Origin of the sequence: Guopingia tenuis (genome assembly GCF_014384805.1) — a bacterium.
In the GTDB taxonomy this organism is placed as follows: domain Bacteria; phylum Bacillota; class Clostridia; order Christensenellales; family Christensenellaceae; genus Guopingia; species Guopingia tenuis.
Map to the genome: position 1 here is coordinate 1 of NZ_JACRSS010000004.1, position 16,559 is coordinate 16,559.

Genomic DNA, 16,559 nt, shown 5'->3' on the forward strand with positions numbered 1-16,559 from the left:
CCTTCTAAACGAGCAACCTTATTTTCAAGCAGATGAAAGTTGCGAATGTTAACAGGTTTTCGTTTGTTGTTTTCTTGCTCTTCTCGATATGTTTTTAGCCAACTATAAAAAGTACTTTTTGGGACGCCGGTACTAGCAATGATACTGGCCGCTGTTTCGCCATCTGATATGTACCGCTCGATAATCTTTTGCCTTTCTTCGATGCTATATTTATAATTCATGCTATCAACTCCTTTGGCAATAAGGATAACATATATTTATTCAAGTAGCTTCCGTCATGAACAAGATATGCTGCGTATCTTCGCAGAAGATCTCGACCTTATGGAGTTTTCCGACACCTTGGTATATCGAGTGGTTGAACGAGTCACCGTACGCTCCGAAGAAAAGATCCGTATCCGCTTCGTCGGCGGATTTGAAATTTACCCAGCTCCTTCATTAAGAAGCAGGCACAAAGAAATGCTGGCAGATTGGGCGCTGCCTAGGTCTCTCTGTACCAGCTTTTCTCGTTGAGAAATAGGGAAATTTGTTGTATAATTTTTAAAAACAAGTTGCAAAAATACTTTTTAATTTTATTCGTGCCTCAAAATATAGGGGGTAGAAGATATGAATTTTGAATGTTTAGCACCGTTTCCTGCACCAGAAAAGGTTATCATTAAGGATGCAGAGGGTGACACTCGAGTCCCATATGAACGAGTAAAAAGTTATGACGATAAGGAATTTGAATTGTTTATACGGGAATGGGTTGTATCATTAAAAAACAAATATCAAGTTCGCGGCTTCGGAGGTGCAGGTGATAAGGGTCGCGATGTTGTGGCCAAAGATGAAAATAATCACTACTCATATTATCAATGCAAGCACTATGATCATCCTTTAACTCCTAGTGATATGTTACCGGAGTTTGGCAAGTTGGTTTACTATACATACAATGGTGAAATTCCTCTTCCACACGAATACTACATTTTAGCTCCAATGGATATTGGACCTAAACTAAATGACTTAATTGATAACCCATCTGAGATAAATAGGATAGTCATAGAAAAATGGGATAGTAATTGTCGGACTAGAATTACAAAAGAGCCAATAGCTCTCGATTCTGGGATCAAATCGTATATCGAAAAATTTGACTTTAGTATTATAAAGACAAAGTCTATGCTGGAAGTAATTGAAGAACATAAATCCACCGCATTTTATGCGTTTCGTTTTGGTGGGGGATTAACGATAAAACGAGATAGACATATTATCGTACCTGATGTAGTTCAAAAATACGAAACAGTATATATCCAGAAATACCTTGCCGCAATCTCTGAAAAAGAAAAAGTTTCAATTGATACTATATCAGAGTTGGAACAAAGATTTCCCCAATATATGAAAAATCTGAAGGTTCATCGAGAGCGTTTTTATTCAGCTGAAAACTTAAAGGCCTTTGCATCTAAGCATTTATTAACTAGCGATTATTTCGAAGATTTGGCTGAGGATATTTATTATGGCATATATGATTTTCTTGGGAAATTCTATAGTGATGGATATGAGCGTCTAAATGATGTTATGGCACAAGTCGTTCGAATAGATTTAAATCATAATCTTTTGTCAAAGTATGATTTAGTTCACCCACAAGATAGACAGGGAATATGCCATCAGTTGGCTAACGAAAGAAGAGATATCGTATGGACGAATACAAACTAGAGCATATTTCAGATATTCTTTTTGAGCATATGGTAGTTGGAATGATTTTTTATACTCATCCAAGTGCGCTGTCACTTGATACTATTGAGCAAATTTGTAGACGGGCGAAAATTTCAAAATTGTCGCCACTTGTAGCAATTGCAGATCTAGTATCTCATGGTATTATTTCTGCTGATTTTGATGACAAACAAAAAGTGTGCTACAAGATTACAGAATTCGGACAATACTTTTTCTCAACAGTTTGTCGGACAAATATCAACGCAAAAGAACTGTGTGAGAAAGTACGAGGGTATATACTATGAAAAGAATGATGCTTAAAAAACTTACTCTTTCTGGACATGGAAAAGAAGATGCAGTTTTGACCTTTGAAAGAGGGTTAAATGTAGTTACTGGTGATTCCGACACGGGTAAAACATTTGCATTTCAATGCATCAATTATATACTAGGTGGTGAAAATCCCCCCAAGAGTATCGTTGAAGCCAAAGGTTATAACGAGATTACATTGGAATTCAGCGTCAATGATGATGTATATAGAATTGAGAGAACCATTGGGTCAAGCAAGGTTTGCATCGTGCATAATGATGAACATTTAACTATGCCTTATAAGCATGACCCAGAAAACGCAAAAAATCTTTCTAGATACTTACTGCAATTATTGCAAGGCCACTCTGAGAATGCTTACTTAAAAAAGAATCAAAAAAACCAAAAGCGTACACTTTCGTTTCGTGACTTAGTACATTTAATAACAGTTGACGAAACAGATATTATTGCAGAGGGATCGTCTTTTCAGTCTATTCAGTATACGGAAAAGACTGTTAGAAAATCTGTTCTCAAATATATAATAAGTGGATCAGATGATCAAAACATTGAAGAAATTGATGATATAGAAAATGAAAACATTCGTCGGGCAGGAATCGTGCAGTTTCTTTTAAAGAAAAAAGATATATTAAAAGGAAAAATTACAGCAATTAAAGAAAATCCGAATTATCAACTATATACAAAATCAGAAACCACACAGCTAATGATGGAAGAAATAAGCCAACTGCGAGACTATATATCTTACTTAAATGCACAGATAACTCAAAATCAAGCTAAGATTGATGAATTAAAAAAACTTTGCTTTGAAGATGATGCCAAAATTTCTGAATTTGAAATTTTACATCAGCATTATGCAGAAGAACTAAAACGAAATGGTATGGTCTCAACATATGCTGATTTTCTTGAGCAACTTCCGCATCTGGATTGTCCTGTCTGTCGCCAGCCGATTACATCAAGTGTAATCGATTCAGATAGTAGTGAAACTCTATTTGAGTATTTTAAAAGTCACACCGTTCAACTAAAAAGTAAAATCCAAGATTTGACATATTCAATTAATGATATCAAAGAGCGATTTAACGGTAATAAAGAAGCCATTGGATGTTTATTAAATGAGAACTCTCAACTGTCAGAAATTATTGCAGAAAAACAAGCTTCGTTGTTCACGCTCAGTAAAAATATTGCAATAATTAGGCAATTAGATGCAATGAAAAAATCTCTTGAAATTTACCAGCAAGATTTAGCCTCCGTTGAAATGGATATTATTGCGTACAGTGAAAAAGTTAGAAAATCAAAGCAATCCAAGAGTAAGTCTGTTTCATCTCTTTATAATGATTATTGTAGCGAAATTGCAAGCGTACTAAAGAAGTGGGGATTTCAAGAAAATGTGGATGTGACTTTTGATGATGAAACGCTGGATCTATCCATTGATGGGAAAGCCCGCTCTGACTGGGGAAAAGGCTATAGGGCATTTATTCTATCTGCCATGGTCATAGGATTAATGCGCTATTGCTTTAAAAATAATCGTCTACATCCCGGATTTGTTATACTTGATTCACCGCTTGTCTCTCTAAAAGAACGTAAAAAAGATAAAGATGGTGAGTGGGTTGACGACTATATGGAAAAGAAAATGATTGAAGACATTTTGGAAGAAGATTGTCTTCATCAAGTTATCATCTTTGAGAATAAAGATATTAAATATGGCTATCAGTATAACTATGTCCAATTTAATCACGAAGGCAATGCTCGCAGAGGATTTATTCCTTCATAAGGAGTAAGGCTATGTTTATGTGAATGGTGTCCGTTATTCGAACATTTTATCAAAAGCGGAATTTTTATTTAATGATTAGATAGTAACTGGTCTGGTAAGTGAGCAATATGAAAAAATTTAAAATATTTTACTCTTAGCAATCAGACTTGCCAAGTAGCAAGACTAGAAATTTTATACGGAAATGCATTGATGAAGCAATCGATCTTGCATTAGAATTAGAAATCATAGAAGCAGAAAGAGATCTTTTTGTCAACGCTTCCTAGCAGACAGTGTCAATCCCCTAATATCGCAATTCACTTTGGTGGGCTGCGATTTTTTGCCTGAAGGGAAATATCCATTCCGGCAATATCTGCCACGTCGCATCAAGCGACTTTGACATGACCCCATCGCGAAAGCGATGGGGTCATTATCTTATGCCGCTGGTGCTCCTTTTCCAAGAAAAGTCACGTTTGCTGCGGCTATGCCCTTGTAAACACGGGCATAACGCCTAAACTGTGCCGCCATCTTTTCTCGGCTTTGAAATCGATAGTTTAAATCATATTTTTTTCAAAAACTTATATTTGCCTTATAGTTAGCGGCAGTGGATTTAATTACCCTTTCCTATGTACTGAATTTTCCATCGATCGATAATTATATATTTTCAGAAAGATATGGAAAGCAATTATTGATGAATTTCGGCTGGAAAAAATGTCAAGTATTTGATAAAAAACTGTTGACTTTTTTCACTACTAAATATAATATAATAGTAAATGATATGCGCATATCATTTTGAAAGGAGGCTGCATATGGGCATACAATACAAAAAGGGTGTGCTGGAGCTGTGTGTATTGGCATTGCTGAAAAAGCGGGATTGCTATGGCTATGAAATTTCCGAGTCCCTTTCCCGGCAGATCGACATCGCCGACGGTACGGTATACCCTATCTTACGAAAACTGAAAGCAGATGGTTTATTGACCACTTATTTGCAGGAAGAAAGCGGCGGGCCGCCGCGCAAATATTACTCTTTGACAGAGTTGGGAAAAGAGACCTATGAAAAGGACCGCAACACATATCTGCAGTTTGCCGGAGCCGTAAAGAAAATGTTGGAGGATGATAGCGATGACGAAACAACAATTTATCGAAACTCTTGAAATAGAATTAAAGCGCAGGAATATATCGGAAATCTCCGATATAATCGAAGAATATGAACAGCATTTCGCCTTTAAGCTGGCCGATGGTTATGCAGAAGAGGAAATCGCTGCAAAGCTCGGGGATCCCAAAGGCATTGCGGCACAATACGATGCTTCTCCCGCGGAGGGCAAAGGCGGCAAAAAAGTCATAACACGGATGGGACTGGGTGTGGCCGATTTCTTCTTTGGCATATTTTATATCCTTATGTTCGCTTGGGAAATCGTCATGGCGGCGCTTGCCGCTGCATTTGGAGCCGTATCCATCGGGTTACTTGCAAATATGAGAATTTCTGTATTTGCCTTGCTTCCGGCGATGCCGTATCACTGCGCCTTTCTATTCGGCGTTGCTTTTGCGGCCTTAACCATTCTTTCGGTTGTTGGGAGCATATATTTCTTTGGCTTTATCCGCCAGCTTATGCGCTCCTTCTGCCGCTTCCATAGAAACACACTTGCTTCTGTCTCAGGAGGCGCCGCATTGCCGTCTGTGGCGCCATATCCGCAGTTTTCTGCCAAAATGAAGCGTAATCTGAAAAAGCTCTCTCTGCTGGCAGTGGCCGTGTTTGCCGTGTGCTTTATTGCGGGCTTTATTATCTGCGGCATTTCGGCGGGGAGCGTGCAGTTTTGGCACACTTGGAGGTGGTTTGGCTATGTCGGATAAAACGGTTGTAATTACCGGAGCGACATCGGGCATCGGGTTGGAAACCGCGGCGCTGCTTGCCAAAGAAGGGTTTCGGGTGATCGGCATAGGCCGAAGCGGGGAAAGATGCCATGCGGCCCGCAAATATATTCTGGAAGCCGCACCCGAAGCTGATGTTGCCTATCTCACGGCGGATCTGTATCATCAGCGCGAGGTTCTCCGCGTGGCTCTGGAGATCCATGATATTCTGGCAGAGAAAGGCAATGGGGAGCTGTTTGCGCTGATTAACAACGCCGGCTGCGCCCAGAGCTATTACACCACATCCGAGGATGGAATAGAACGGCAGTTTGCGCTGAATTATCTGGCCGCATTCCTGTTGACGCATAAGCTGCTGCCCGACCTGATAAAGGGCAGGGGCAGAGTGATTATGACCGGGAGCGAATCCCACAAAGGAATCCGGGTTCACTGGGACGATATTATGCTTACCCATAGATATCATCCGCTGACGGCATATAAACAATCCAAGCTCTGCGGCATGCTTCTGGCGAAGGGATTGAATGACCGTTATGCAGGAATGGGGATCCGCGCTTTTGTGGTTGATCCCGGCCTTGTAAAGACGGACATAGGAGACAAAGCGGGGGGCATTGTAAAAATTGTATGGCATTTCCGCAAGCCTTTTGGCATATCTCCCGCAGTGTCGGCCCAAACCTATGGCTGGATATGCCGGCAGGAAACGCATCCTGCGGGACTATACTACTGCAAATGCCAGCCGTGCAAATATAGCCGCGAGGTGACCGGGCAGAATGCAGACCGTTTATTTCAGCTGAGCCACTGCCTCTGCGGGACAGAACAGAACAGCGAGGTAGCGCAATGAATGTAATGATAACGGGCGCCGCCGGAGGACTGGGGCGGGTTATGGCAATCGAATGTGCCAAACGGGGATATAACCTGTTTTTGACGGATAGAAACAAAGCCGGTTTGGAGGCCATCAAAATCGGCCTGGAACGGCAGTATGGCATTATAGCAGCAGCAAAAAAATGCGATTTGACGGACTGCGGGGATGTGGACGCGCTATTCCGCGAGATAGACCGCCACAACATTCGCTTTGATATGTTGCTCAATGTGGCGGGGATTGATTTTGAAGGGGGATTCCAGGACAGGGAGCGGGAAAAAGTGGTAAAAATCGTAAGCCTGAACGACGCGGCTACCCTGCGGATCACGCATGGCGTTTTGCAGCGTCGGAGAGAAAAGAAACCTTTCTATACAGTATTTGTATCCAGCCTTGCTTCGATGTTTCCCATGCCGCTGAAGGCCACTTATGCTGCTTCCAAGCGATTTCTATATGACTTTGCATTGGCGCTCGGGCAGGAGCTGAAGCACGAAAACGCCAATGTGCTGGCGCTCTGCCCGGGAGGTATGGTTACCAATGAAGAGGTGACCGCCGCCATTGAAGCGCAGGGCTTTTTCGGCAGGGTGACAACGGTTCCCATGGAAAAGGTCGCCCGGAAGACGATAGACCGGATGCTTAGAGGAAGCGGCACATATATTCCCGGGGGATTCAACCGATTTCTCTCCGTGCTCGGCAGGATCATACCGCGCCGGACGGTAGCGGCGGCCGTATATTGGCGGTGGAACCATACGCAAAAGAAGTGGATGCAGCTTTGATATCCGCCTGGCTTTTCTTTCCAAAGGCCGGCCTGGATGGATCGTTTTCCTCATTGGGGTGACGGCGCTGGTAAAAAAGCGATTCTTTTGGGAGAGCGGCTCACTTTGCTGGGAGCATTCTATGGAAATAAACCCATTTAGTGCCACCAAACGGAAAAAGGCGGAACCGGGGAGCCAGCGCCGGGGCGCAGAGAATCGGAAGATACGCCGCTTTGGAGATAAAACAGAAAATGTAAAAGGCCTCGCAATTTGCGAGGCCTTTTATGCAGCCCAATCTGCTGCGATATGGTAGCGGTGATGTGACTCGAACACATGACACTCCGGGTATGAACCGAATGCTCTAGCCAACTGAGCTACACCGCCATATTTCTCCTTGGAGCCTGTCCTGCCGCCAACGAAAATCCTTATTCATTATACCATTCCTCCAGGGAAAGTCAATAGGGAAAACGGCAGTTTTTTATTTGGCGGGAGGATTTTTATTTTTGTTTCTGCACTTGTGCAATTCCGGGGTTTATATAAAGGATCGGCCCCCGGTTTTGGCGATATATGCCTGCTATTCCCCAGGCCCCTTGAATAAAGAGGACGGACATGGTATCATTAAAAAATCAATACATGCTTTGTCATGGTTCCATCTTTTCCTTACTGCCGGTGCCCCTGGGCCTGTTTGCCTGCGGGAAAGCGGGACAGTCTGGGCAAAAATATATTCGGAGTGTTGAGCTTTATGGAAAAACGCAGTTCATTTTCGAGCCGCATTGGCTTTGTTTTGGCCGCGGCAGGTTCGGCCGTCGGGTTGGGCAATATCTGGCGGTTTCCCTATCTTGCGGCAAAATATGGCGGTGGGATCTTTCTTCTGGTCTATGTCCTGCTCGTAGTTACTTTTGGTTTTTCTCTGATGGTGGCGGAAATCGCCCTGGGGAGAAAGACCGGGCTTTCGGTGATCGGCGCCTATCGTTCCCTCAACCGCAAATGGGCATTTCTGGGCGTCCTGTCTGCCATCGTTCCCATTATCATTGTTCCTTACTACAGCGTCATTGGCGGGTGGGTGACCAAATACTTTGCCGATTTCGTCACGGGAATGGGCGCGGCCACGGCGGGCGACGCTTATTTTAGTTCCTTCATCAGCAACGACTGGATGCCGCTGATCTGGCTGGCAGTCTTTATCGGCCTCACGTTTGTTACGGTTTTGACCGGCGTGCAGAAGGGCATTGAAAAGGTCAGCAAATTTCTGATGCCCGTGCTGGTTCTTCTGACCATCGCTGTCACGATCTACTCCATTACACTGCCCGGCGCGATGGAGGGCGTCGCCTATTATTTTAAACCCGATTTTTCAAAATTCTCCATCGAAACCGTGCTGGCGGCCATGGGGCAGATGTTCTATTCCATGTCGCTTGCCATGGGAATTATGGTGACGTATGGTTCCTATATGGGAAAAAAGGAAAATCTGGAAAAGTCCGTCAAACAGATCGAGTATTTTGATACCGGCATTGCGCTGCTGGCAGGGCTGATGATTGTTCCGGCGGTATTTGTGTTCTCCGGCGGCGATCAGGCGGCGCTTTCCCAGGGCCCCTCCCTGATGTTCAACACGATGCCCAAGGTCTTTCACAGCATGGGGCCGGCGGGCAATGTCATCGGCGCTCTCTTCTTCCTGCTGGTGCTTTTTGCAGCCCTGACATCGGCGATTTCGCTGATGGAAACGGTAGTTTCGATCTTCTGCGACAAATTTCATATCTCCCGGAAGAAATCCTGTTTTATCACATTGGCGATTATTATTCTTCTGGCCCTGCCATCTTCCTTTGGGTTTGGGATGTGGAGCCATATCCAATGGGATGGAAAGACAATCCTGGATATTTTTGACTTTATCAGCAATTCCGTTTTGATGCCGATTGTGGCGCTGCTGACGTGTATCTTCATTGGATATGTCATCAAGCCCAAAGCTATCACGGACGAGGTGGAGCTTAGCGCAAAGTTCCGGCGGAAAAAGCTCTTTGAGGTGTTTATTAAGTATATCGCCCCTGTGATTGTGGCGGCCATTTTGATCTGTTCTGTATTGCAGGGTGTTGGGCTGTTGGCGGCCTTCTAGGCAATATAACAATACAGATTTGGCAGAAACAGAAAGAGACTGCATAACGCATATCGTTGTGCAGTCTCTTTTTTGCAGGCTGGTGCTGCGGCGATTTGGATACATACAGGAAAGAAAAGATAAACGAAGAAACGGGAATTTTATTTGGAAGTGCCGTGATTTTTTAAAGACGGATTCCCCTGCGTTCCTGTTTTTTGGATCAGAAAAAAGCATGCCTGCCGGGATATTTTTGCTGGCAGGAACCGAAGATTGCGCCGCTGGAGAGGGGCTGAAAAATAGGATATCCTAAGCATCTTTGCCGGAAGCCGCAGGGAAGAAACAAAATTTTATCCGGGCGATACTTCTTATATACGGGTGCTGATACCCTGCAACGGAGGGGGATGCTGCAGATCAGATCTGTTTGTATCTCTGCCGGTCAGCATCTGTGATTTCCCGCAGCACACGGCAGGGATTGCCGGCGGCAATCACATTTTCCGGAACGTCGCGGGTCACGACGCTTCCCGCTCCAATGACAGCGCCGTTGCCGATGGTTATTCCGGGAAGGACCGTAACATTGGCGCCGATCCAGACATGGCTGCCAATGGAAATGGGATGGGCAAATTCCAATCCCTCATCCCGCAGACCTGCATCCAGAGGATGTCCGGCTGTGGAAAAACAACAATTTGGCCCAATAAAAACAAAATCCCCGAAGGTCACCGGCGCACCATCCAGAATGATGCAGTTGTGGTTGGCATAAAAATCGTGGCCTATGAAGATATTTTTTCCATAATCGCACCAGAAAGGAGGGGTGATGACGACACGGTCGCCCATTTCGCCCAGGAGCTTTTTCAGAAGCCTGCGCTGCTCGCCGTCAGCAGAGGGGCGGCATCGGTTATATTGGAAGCACAAATCTTTGCATATAGCCCGTTCTTCCAGCAGCAATGCATCATGGTTGGCGTTATACAAAAGTCCGGCCCTGGCTTTTTCCCATTCTGTCATAGAAAATTCTTCCTTTCTCTTTTTTTGTTTCTCATCTTCTTGCAGTATACCCTAAAAAACACATAAAAGCGAGTGATGGGAAAGAAAAATGCCCTGACGGCACAGGGCCCAGGGCAGGCGAAATAAAATGAATGATAAAACAAGAATTAGGAACGGCCGTTTGCCTCCGCTTCGTTTTGAGATACCGGGTTATCGTCATAGAAATGATCTTTTGCAATATGGCGCAGCTCATGGAGATATGCTGCGCGCTGGGCCGCAGTATTTAAGGCGGAGTTAATATAAATGTTGAAAAAACCATCCTCGCTGGGAATTGTCACGGCGCGCACGGTGACCGGGAGGCGGATATAGCGCACCACTGTATTTTCTATCATTCGCTTTGACGAAGCGCCTCAATGATGCGAACAGCTTTTTCCACATCCTCTTTGGTGGCTCCCTTGGCCAGCTGGAAAAGCATGCGCATCTCCGAGCGGTTTTTCAGTTCCTCGAGATATTCTCCCAGTTCGCTGTCCACTGCCGGGGCAGGGATGGGAGTATCCATGGGGACATCCTTGCCCAAAAGCCAGGCTTCATTGACGCTGAGAACCTGGGCCAAAGAGGCGACATTGGCCTGCTTGGGTTCGTATTTTCCCGATAGATAGGAGCTGATCGCTCCCTTATTGATCCCGGTTTTTTCCGATAATTCAATCTGTTTCATCCCCCGGACGCTTAGGGCTTCCCGGAGACGGCTTGCAATGGTGGCCATGGGCAATCCTCCTTTTATATAAATATAAGGATATCATAGAAATTGGGAAAACGCAACCATAAACTAAAAAAATTTAGAAAACTAAAAAAATATCTTGCATTCTTGCGGAAAACGTGATAAGATACAATTGAATTTAGAAAACTAAACATTACTCTGAATAAGGGAATGTTTTGCAAATAAAGTTTAGAAAACAAAACAAATGAGGAGAAAAAAGATATGTTGGAAATCTGCATCGGAGTTACTGTAATCAGCGCCATTCTCGCTTTGGCTCATATAGCCGCACGTTTCCTGCCGGACAGCCTGATGGATCGGCTGATGAAAATTCTTCGCTAATACAGCGGTGCGCTTCAAACGCGCAGTATCCGCCCATAACTCTGGATTGGCTGTTGGGAAAATGGGAGACATGCATAGTCGTTTTGGTTTGCGGCCGCTGCCAATCCCGGCCGCTTTTTGCTTCCCGGCGGGCAGGAAACGGAGAAGAGCTGCGGCATAGGATTTTTCCATAGAAAAATTGGGAAAAACACTTGACAATGGGCAGGGGATTGTGTATTATATAGCATGTCCGTTATTTGCGGCCCCTTGGTCAAGCGGTCTAAGACACCGCCCTTTCACGGCGGTAACAGGAGTTCGAGTCTCCTAGGGGTCACCATTTTGGGAGCATAGCTCAGCTGGGAGAGCACCTGCCTTACAAGCAGGGGGTCACAGGTTCGAGCCCTGTTGCTCCCACCACGGGCGACGGCCCGGGCGAATATCGCAATTCACAAAAGTGGGTTGCGGTATTTTTATGCCCAAAAGAAATGCCCCATACGGCTGTCTCTGCCATATGGACGCAGGATTTTTATCGTTTGCGGTGTTTTTTTCATAAAAGATGCGGCTGCTCCTCTTCCAAAGAAAATTCCAGATATGCCCGCGGGAAAAATTTTTGTTTGCGCCATATGCGGCCCTTGGCCATTCGTTTTTTTCCATTTCTTGCGGGGCGGGGCCTGCTGCACCGGAGTGGGGGAGCTGTTTCCTGGAGGGTGCGGGCAATTTTGCCGGCAGTTTCTGCTGCGCTATAATAGGGATAAAGAGGATCTTTCTTGCTGCCAGGGCTTCTGTTCTGCAAGGGGCATGCCATCGGGGCGGCCGGGCGGTCTCATTTTTCAGGGGGCGCCTTAGCGTATTTGGGTTATCCGGGATTCCCCATTCCGTGAACAATACGGAAAAATTTTTTCAAACGAGTCTGCGGAAAAGGGGCATAAAGCAGAATCTGCACGGGAAAGCGGGTATTTTGTCCTTTCTTAGAAAAATTTGCAATTTGTTATGACTTTAGGTAAAATGTGTTAGAATACTAGAATATATGTTTTTTCAAAAACGGAGGTGGGATCCAGGTTTTGGAAAGATCAAGGAATTCCATGCGAAATATTGCGTTCGCCCTGGGCGGACAGATTCTGAATATCCTCATGAGTTTTGCCATGCGGACGGTGTTTGTCAACACCCTGGGGGAGGTATACCTGGGCGTAAACGGACTGTTTACCAACATCCTCATGGTGTTCTCTCTGGCGGACCTGGGCGTGGGGACGGCGATTATCTACGCCATGTACAAGCCGGTGGCCGAGCACGACACCCACAAAATCCAGGCGCTGATGAACATGTATGGGCGGGCGTACCGCACCATCGGTATGGTCATCATCGGCATGGGTCTGGCGATGACGCCGTTTATACGGTATCTGGTGAAGACCGACCAGGATATTCCGGATCTGCAGGTGATCTTCCTGCTCTTTGTGGCCAATACGGCATCGACTTACTTCTTTGCCTATAAAGGGACGCTGATCACGGCTCACCAGAAAAATTATATCGTGACTAATGTGGTGTATTCCACCTCCATTCTCTGCTATGGCGTGCAGATTGTGGTCATGTTGCTGACGCATAACTATATCCTGACGCTTTCCATCCAGGTGGGGACGAATATTCTGCAGAATATCATCACCATGCTCATCGCCAACAAGATGTATCCCTATATCAAAAAGCGCAATAACGAATCGCTGCGCCGGCGGGAAAAACGGGGAATTTACCGCAATATGGGGGCACTGGTGTTCTATCGTACCGGGCAGGTGATTATCAACGGGACGGATAATATCGTCATTTCCGCTATGGTTGGCATTGTGGAGAGCGGCATTTACTCTAACTATCTGCTTTTGACGACAACGATTAAAAATCTGCTGCAGCAGGTGTTCCATGCGATTACAGCCAGTGTCGGCAATCTGAATGTGGAAGAGTCGAACGAGACGAAATATAATGTGTATAACGCGATTTATTTCGGGAATTTCTGGCTCTTTGGATTCAGCACGGTCTGCTTCTGGGTGCTGTTTAACCCATTCATTGAGCTGTGGATTGGCTCGGAATGGCTTTTGAGCCTGCCGGTCGTCTTTTGGATCGTGCTGAATTTCTATATGACAGGCATGCGGCAGGTGAATATCACTTTCCGGGATACCATGGGTGTGTTCCGGGAAGGAAAATATGTCCCCATGATGGCGGCAATTATCAATGTGGTCGTCTCCATTTGGCTGGCGCCGACGCTGGGCCTGGAGGGCGTATTCATTGGAACCGCAGTTTCCACGGTCTCCACGCTGCTCTGGCTGGAGCCGCTTATTCTGCACCGCTATGGATTTAAACGCGGCTGCGCCGAATATTTCGTCAAATATGCGGCCTATTTCCTGACGACCGCCCTCTCCTGCTGGGTAACCAAGTTGGCCTGCGACGCGGTGTTCCCGGTGAATACGATTCTCACCTTCATCGGCCGGCTGTTTTTCTGCCTGGTCATTCCCAACGCCATCATGCTGGGAATCTTTTGGAAAACAAAGGACTGCCATATGCTCCGCAACATGGTCATGGGTGTGCTGAAACGGCGGTCCCACAGAAAGAAGAGGAGAGTGACAGCATCGTGATACGGTTTGGTCCGGCAGGAAATTCGGATGCTTTTTATGAAGAGGGCCATAAACATACAGTAGAAGCCATGGAATGGGTGGCCCGGATGGGGCTCAATGCCTATGAGGTTTCCTTTGGCCGCGGTGTGCGTTTAAAAGAGGAGACGGCAGGAAAAATCGGGGAAGAGGCCCGCAGATACGGCGTGGCCCTCAGCGTCCATGCGCCGTATTTTATCAATCTGGCGACAGACGATCCGGAGAAGATCGCCAAGAATACGTCGTATTTTCTGGAGAGCGCCCGGGCGGCCCGATGGCTGGGAGCGGATCGGGTGGTTTTTCATCCGGGATCCTGCGCAAAAATGGACAGAAATCTTGCATTTAACATGACAATCCGCAACTTTTCTGCTATTATGAATAATATGGATGAACAGGGCTTTGGAGACCTGACGTTCTGCCCGGAAACCATGGGAAAGATCAATCAGCTGGGGGATCTTTTTGAGATTATCCAGCTGGCAAAAGTGGATGAGCGGGTGCTGCCCACCATCGATTTTGGGCATCTGCATACCCGGGGCCGGGGAGCCATCCAGACGCAGGAGGATTTTCGCAAAATTCTCGATGCCCTGGAGGACGGCATTGGCCATGAGCGGACAGCGCGCATGCACGTCCATTTTTCCAAAATTGAGTATACGGCTATGGGCGAAAAGCAGCACCGCACCTTCGCAGAGGAGGGCTATGGACCGCACTTTGAGCAGCTGGCGCCGCTCCTTTGGGAAAAAAGGCTGGAGCCGCGGATTATCTGCGAAAGCAAAGGGACAATGGCAATGGACGCCCTGGCCATGAAAAGGATGTTTGAGCAAGCAAAGGCAGGAAGACAGCAATGAACAAATTGGAACAGATCAGAGAATATATGAACAGAAACGATATCGACGGAGTGCTGTTAATCAGCCCGGAGAATGTCCGGTGGCTGTCGGGTTTCAGCGGCGACAGTGCCCAGATTCTGGTGACGCAGAACCACCAGTATTTTATCACGGACTGCCGCTATATTGAGCAGGCGGAACGGGAAATGGGCGATACCTTCCGCTATATCAAGGCGGCCCATGCCGAGCGTCTGCGCCGGATCGACAAGCTCTTAGACAAGCATGGCACCAAATGCCTGGGCATTGAAAAAGAGGTTGTGACCATCAGCCTGATGCAGAAATACCAGGAATCCTGGTTTATGAAATATGCGTATATTGATGAAGAGCTTAAGCGGCTTCGGAGCATCAAGACGCCCGAGGAGCTGGCGCGCATGCGCGAGGGGGCAAAGATCACCCAGGCGGCGTTTGAGCACATTTTAGACTATGTGAAGGAAGGCGTCAGCGAATTTGATCTGCTGGCGGAGCTGCAGTATTTCCTGAATAAGCAGGGAACTGTGCCCTCTTTCCCGCCCATTATTGCCAGCGGGGAGAACGCCGCGCTGCCCCATGCGACGGTGTCTCACCGGAAGCTGCAGGCCGGCGATCTGCTGACTATGGATTTCGGCTGCATCTATCAGGGAATCTGCACGGATTTTACCCGTACAATCGGCATTTCAGGGGTTGAAGAAGAACTGGAAATGATATATAATATTGTTAAATCTGCGAATTTGGCGGGTCTGGAGGCCGTGCGGGCCGGGATCGGCGCCAATGAGGTGGATCAGGTGGTGCGTTCAGTGATCCAAGAAGCCGGTTACGGCGCGTATTTTGAACACGGAACCGGCCATGGCGTAGGGGTCGAGATTCACGAAGCCCCTGCCATCACTGCCTATTCCACGGACGTCCTTAAGGAAAACATGGTGATTACCATTGAGCCGGGGATCTATCTGCCGGGGAAGGGCGGCGTTCGCATTGAAGATATGATCGCTGTTACCGAAGAAGGGTACGAAAACTTCTATACGGCGGCGAAGGATTTAATTATTAAATAATCGGAGGTTTATGCATGGTATCTGCAGGTGAATTTAGAAAAGGAATGACTGTTGAAATTGACGGACAGGTTTGGATGATCGTCGATTTTCAGCATGTAAAACCGGGGAAGGGCGCTGCTTTTGTCCGCACGAAAATTAAAAACGTCATGACGGGGAACGTATTGGAACGCACCTTCAACCCCACGGAGAAATTCCCGCGGGCCATGGTGGAGAAGAAAGAGATGCAGTATCTCTATTCGGATGGGGAACTGTATTATTTCATGGATACGGAAACGTATGACCAGCTGCCGCTGAACCTGGATAAGGTGGAGGAGGCGCTGCCCTATATCAAGGAGAATATGAATGTGACCATCAAGTTCTTCAAGGGCGAGGCGTTTTCCGTGGATCCGCCGAACTTTGTGGAACTTCAGATCACGGAGACCGAGCCGGGCTTCAAAGGCGACACGGCGACGGCGGGCAACAAGCCGGCAATCCTGGAAACCGGGGCCAAGGTTATGGTTCCGCTGTTCATCAATACCGGCGACATGATCCGCATCGATACGCGCACCGGCGAATATATGGAGCGCGTCTAAGAGAAAATGGGAATGCGGGGTTTTGCAGAAAAACCCCGCATTTTTTTGAAAAAAGTGTTGAAAAATTCATGGAAAGGATGTATAATAACATCCGTAGCC

At 46.4% G+C, this 16,559-nt stretch carries 16 protein-coding genes and 3 tRNA genes; 14 read left to right on the forward strand and 5 right to left on the reverse strand.

Going from position 1 to position 16,559, the window contains the following annotated elements; translation table 11 throughout:
• Positions 1-221, reverse strand: a 221-nt coding sequence (locus H8693_RS08220) for a helix-turn-helix domain-containing protein (protein WP_249280567.1), incomplete at its 3' end; no start/stop codon positions are given.
• Positions 222-603: 382 nt separating this feature from the next.
• Here H8693_RS08220 and H8693_RS08225 point away from each other — a divergent pair.
• The 7 genes from H8693_RS08225 (at position 604) to H8693_RS08255 (ending at position 7,240) form a co-directional block, all read left to right on the forward strand.
• Positions 604-1,683, forward strand: a complete 1,080-nt coding sequence (locus tag H8693_RS08225; protein ID WP_249280568.1) for an ABC-three component system protein — start codon at positions 604-606, stop codon at positions 1,681-1,683.
• Positions 1,665-1,985 carry a hypothetical protein gene (locus H8693_RS08230; protein WP_249280569.1) on the forward strand — a complete coding sequence of 107 codons (321 nt, stop codon included), beginning with the start codon at positions 1,665-1,667 and terminating at the stop codon, positions 1,983-1,985. Before H8693_RS08225 ends, H8693_RS08230 begins: the two co-directional genes overlap by 19 nt.
• Positions 1,982-3,769 (forward strand): AAA family ATPase, encoded by a 1,788-nt coding sequence (locus H8693_RS08235; RefSeq protein ID WP_249280570.1) that lies wholly within the window; start codon positions 1,982-1,984, stop codon positions 3,767-3,769. Before H8693_RS08230 ends, H8693_RS08235 begins: the two co-directional genes overlap by 4 nt.
• Before the next feature lie 785 nt (positions 3,770-4,554).
• Entirely contained in the window at positions 4,555-4,899 is a 345-nt protein-coding gene (locus H8693_RS08240) for a PadR family transcriptional regulator (RefSeq protein ID WP_249280571.1), read from the forward strand.
• Positions 4,868-5,596, forward strand: a complete 729-nt coding sequence (locus tag H8693_RS08245) for a DUF1700 domain-containing protein (protein ID WP_249280572.1) — start codon at positions 4,868-4,870, stop codon at positions 5,594-5,596. Before H8693_RS08240 ends, H8693_RS08245 begins: the two co-directional genes overlap by 32 nt.
• Positions 5,586-6,449, forward strand: a complete 864-nt coding sequence (locus H8693_RS08250; RefSeq protein WP_249280573.1) for an SDR family NAD(P)-dependent oxidoreductase — start codon at positions 5,586-5,588, stop codon at positions 6,447-6,449. The genes H8693_RS08245 and H8693_RS08250 overlap by 11 nt, the downstream gene beginning before the upstream one ends.
• Positions 6,446-7,240 carry an SDR family NAD(P)-dependent oxidoreductase gene (locus tag H8693_RS08255; RefSeq protein WP_249280574.1) on the forward strand — a complete coding sequence of 265 codons (795 nt, stop codon included), beginning with the start codon at positions 6,446-6,448 and terminating at the stop codon, positions 7,238-7,240. The genes H8693_RS08250 and H8693_RS08255 overlap by 4 nt, the downstream gene beginning before the upstream one ends.
• A gap of 286 nt (positions 7,241-7,526) precedes the next feature.
• Here H8693_RS08255 and H8693_RS08260 read toward each other — a convergent pair.
• Positions 7,527-7,603: transfer RNA gene (locus tag H8693_RS08260), tRNA-Met, on the reverse strand.
• Between the two features lie 358 nt (positions 7,604-7,961).
• Between H8693_RS08260 and H8693_RS08265 the strand changes: the two genes are divergently transcribed.
• Entirely contained in the window at positions 7,962-9,320 is a 1,359-nt protein-coding gene (locus H8693_RS08265) for a sodium-dependent transporter (protein ID WP_249280575.1), read from the forward strand.
• A gap of 390 nt (positions 9,321-9,710) precedes the next feature.
• Here the strand turns inward: H8693_RS08265 and H8693_RS10805 are convergent, their stop codons facing one another.
• From H8693_RS10805 to H8693_RS08280, 3 genes are all read right to left on the reverse strand, one after another.
• Complete coding sequence (locus tag H8693_RS10805) at positions 9,711-10,298, reverse strand: sugar O-acetyltransferase (RefSeq protein WP_249280576.1); 588 nt, start codon at positions 10,296-10,298, stop codon at positions 9,711-9,713.
• Positions 10,299-10,444: 146 nt separating this feature from the next.
• On the reverse strand, positions 10,445-10,669 hold the full coding sequence (locus H8693_RS08275; protein ID WP_249280577.1) for a hypothetical protein: 225 nt from the start codon (positions 10,667-10,669) through the stop codon (positions 10,445-10,447).
• A complete protein-coding gene (locus H8693_RS08280) occupies positions 10,666-11,040 on the reverse strand; it encodes a helix-turn-helix domain-containing protein (RefSeq protein ID WP_249280578.1) in 375 nt (124 codons plus the stop codon). Before H8693_RS08280 ends, H8693_RS08275 begins: the two co-directional genes overlap by 4 nt.
• 573 nt (positions 11,041-11,613) lie before the next feature.
• Here H8693_RS08280 and H8693_RS08285 point away from each other — a divergent pair.
• The 6 genes from H8693_RS08285 (at position 11,614) to efp (ending at position 16,460) form a co-directional block, all read left to right on the forward strand.
• A tRNA-Glu gene (locus H8693_RS08285) sits at positions 11,614-11,689 on the forward strand.
• A 4-nt stretch (positions 11,690-11,693) separates the two neighbouring features.
• A tRNA-Val gene (locus H8693_RS08290) sits at positions 11,694-11,769 on the forward strand.
• A gap of 665 nt (positions 11,770-12,434) precedes the next feature.
• Positions 12,435-13,967: a lipopolysaccharide biosynthesis protein gene (locus tag H8693_RS08295; RefSeq protein WP_249280579.1), complete on the forward strand. Its 1,533-nt coding sequence runs from the start codon at positions 12,435-12,437 to the stop codon at positions 13,965-13,967.
• Complete coding sequence (locus tag H8693_RS08300) at positions 13,964-14,827, forward strand: TIM barrel protein (RefSeq protein WP_249280580.1); 864 nt, start codon at positions 13,964-13,966, stop codon at positions 14,825-14,827. Before H8693_RS08295 ends, H8693_RS08300 begins: the two co-directional genes overlap by 4 nt.
• Positions 14,824-15,888 carry a M24 family metallopeptidase gene (locus tag H8693_RS08305; RefSeq protein WP_249280581.1) on the forward strand — a complete coding sequence of 355 codons (1,065 nt, stop codon included), beginning with the start codon at positions 14,824-14,826 and terminating at the stop codon, positions 15,886-15,888. The genes H8693_RS08300 and H8693_RS08305 overlap by 4 nt, the downstream gene beginning before the upstream one ends.
• A gap of 14 nt (positions 15,889-15,902) precedes the next feature.
• Complete coding sequence (gene efp, locus H8693_RS08310) at positions 15,903-16,460, forward strand: elongation factor P (RefSeq protein ID WP_178621695.1); 558 nt, start codon at positions 15,903-15,905, stop codon at positions 16,458-16,460.
• Positions 16,461-16,559 lie beyond the last annotated feature (99 nt).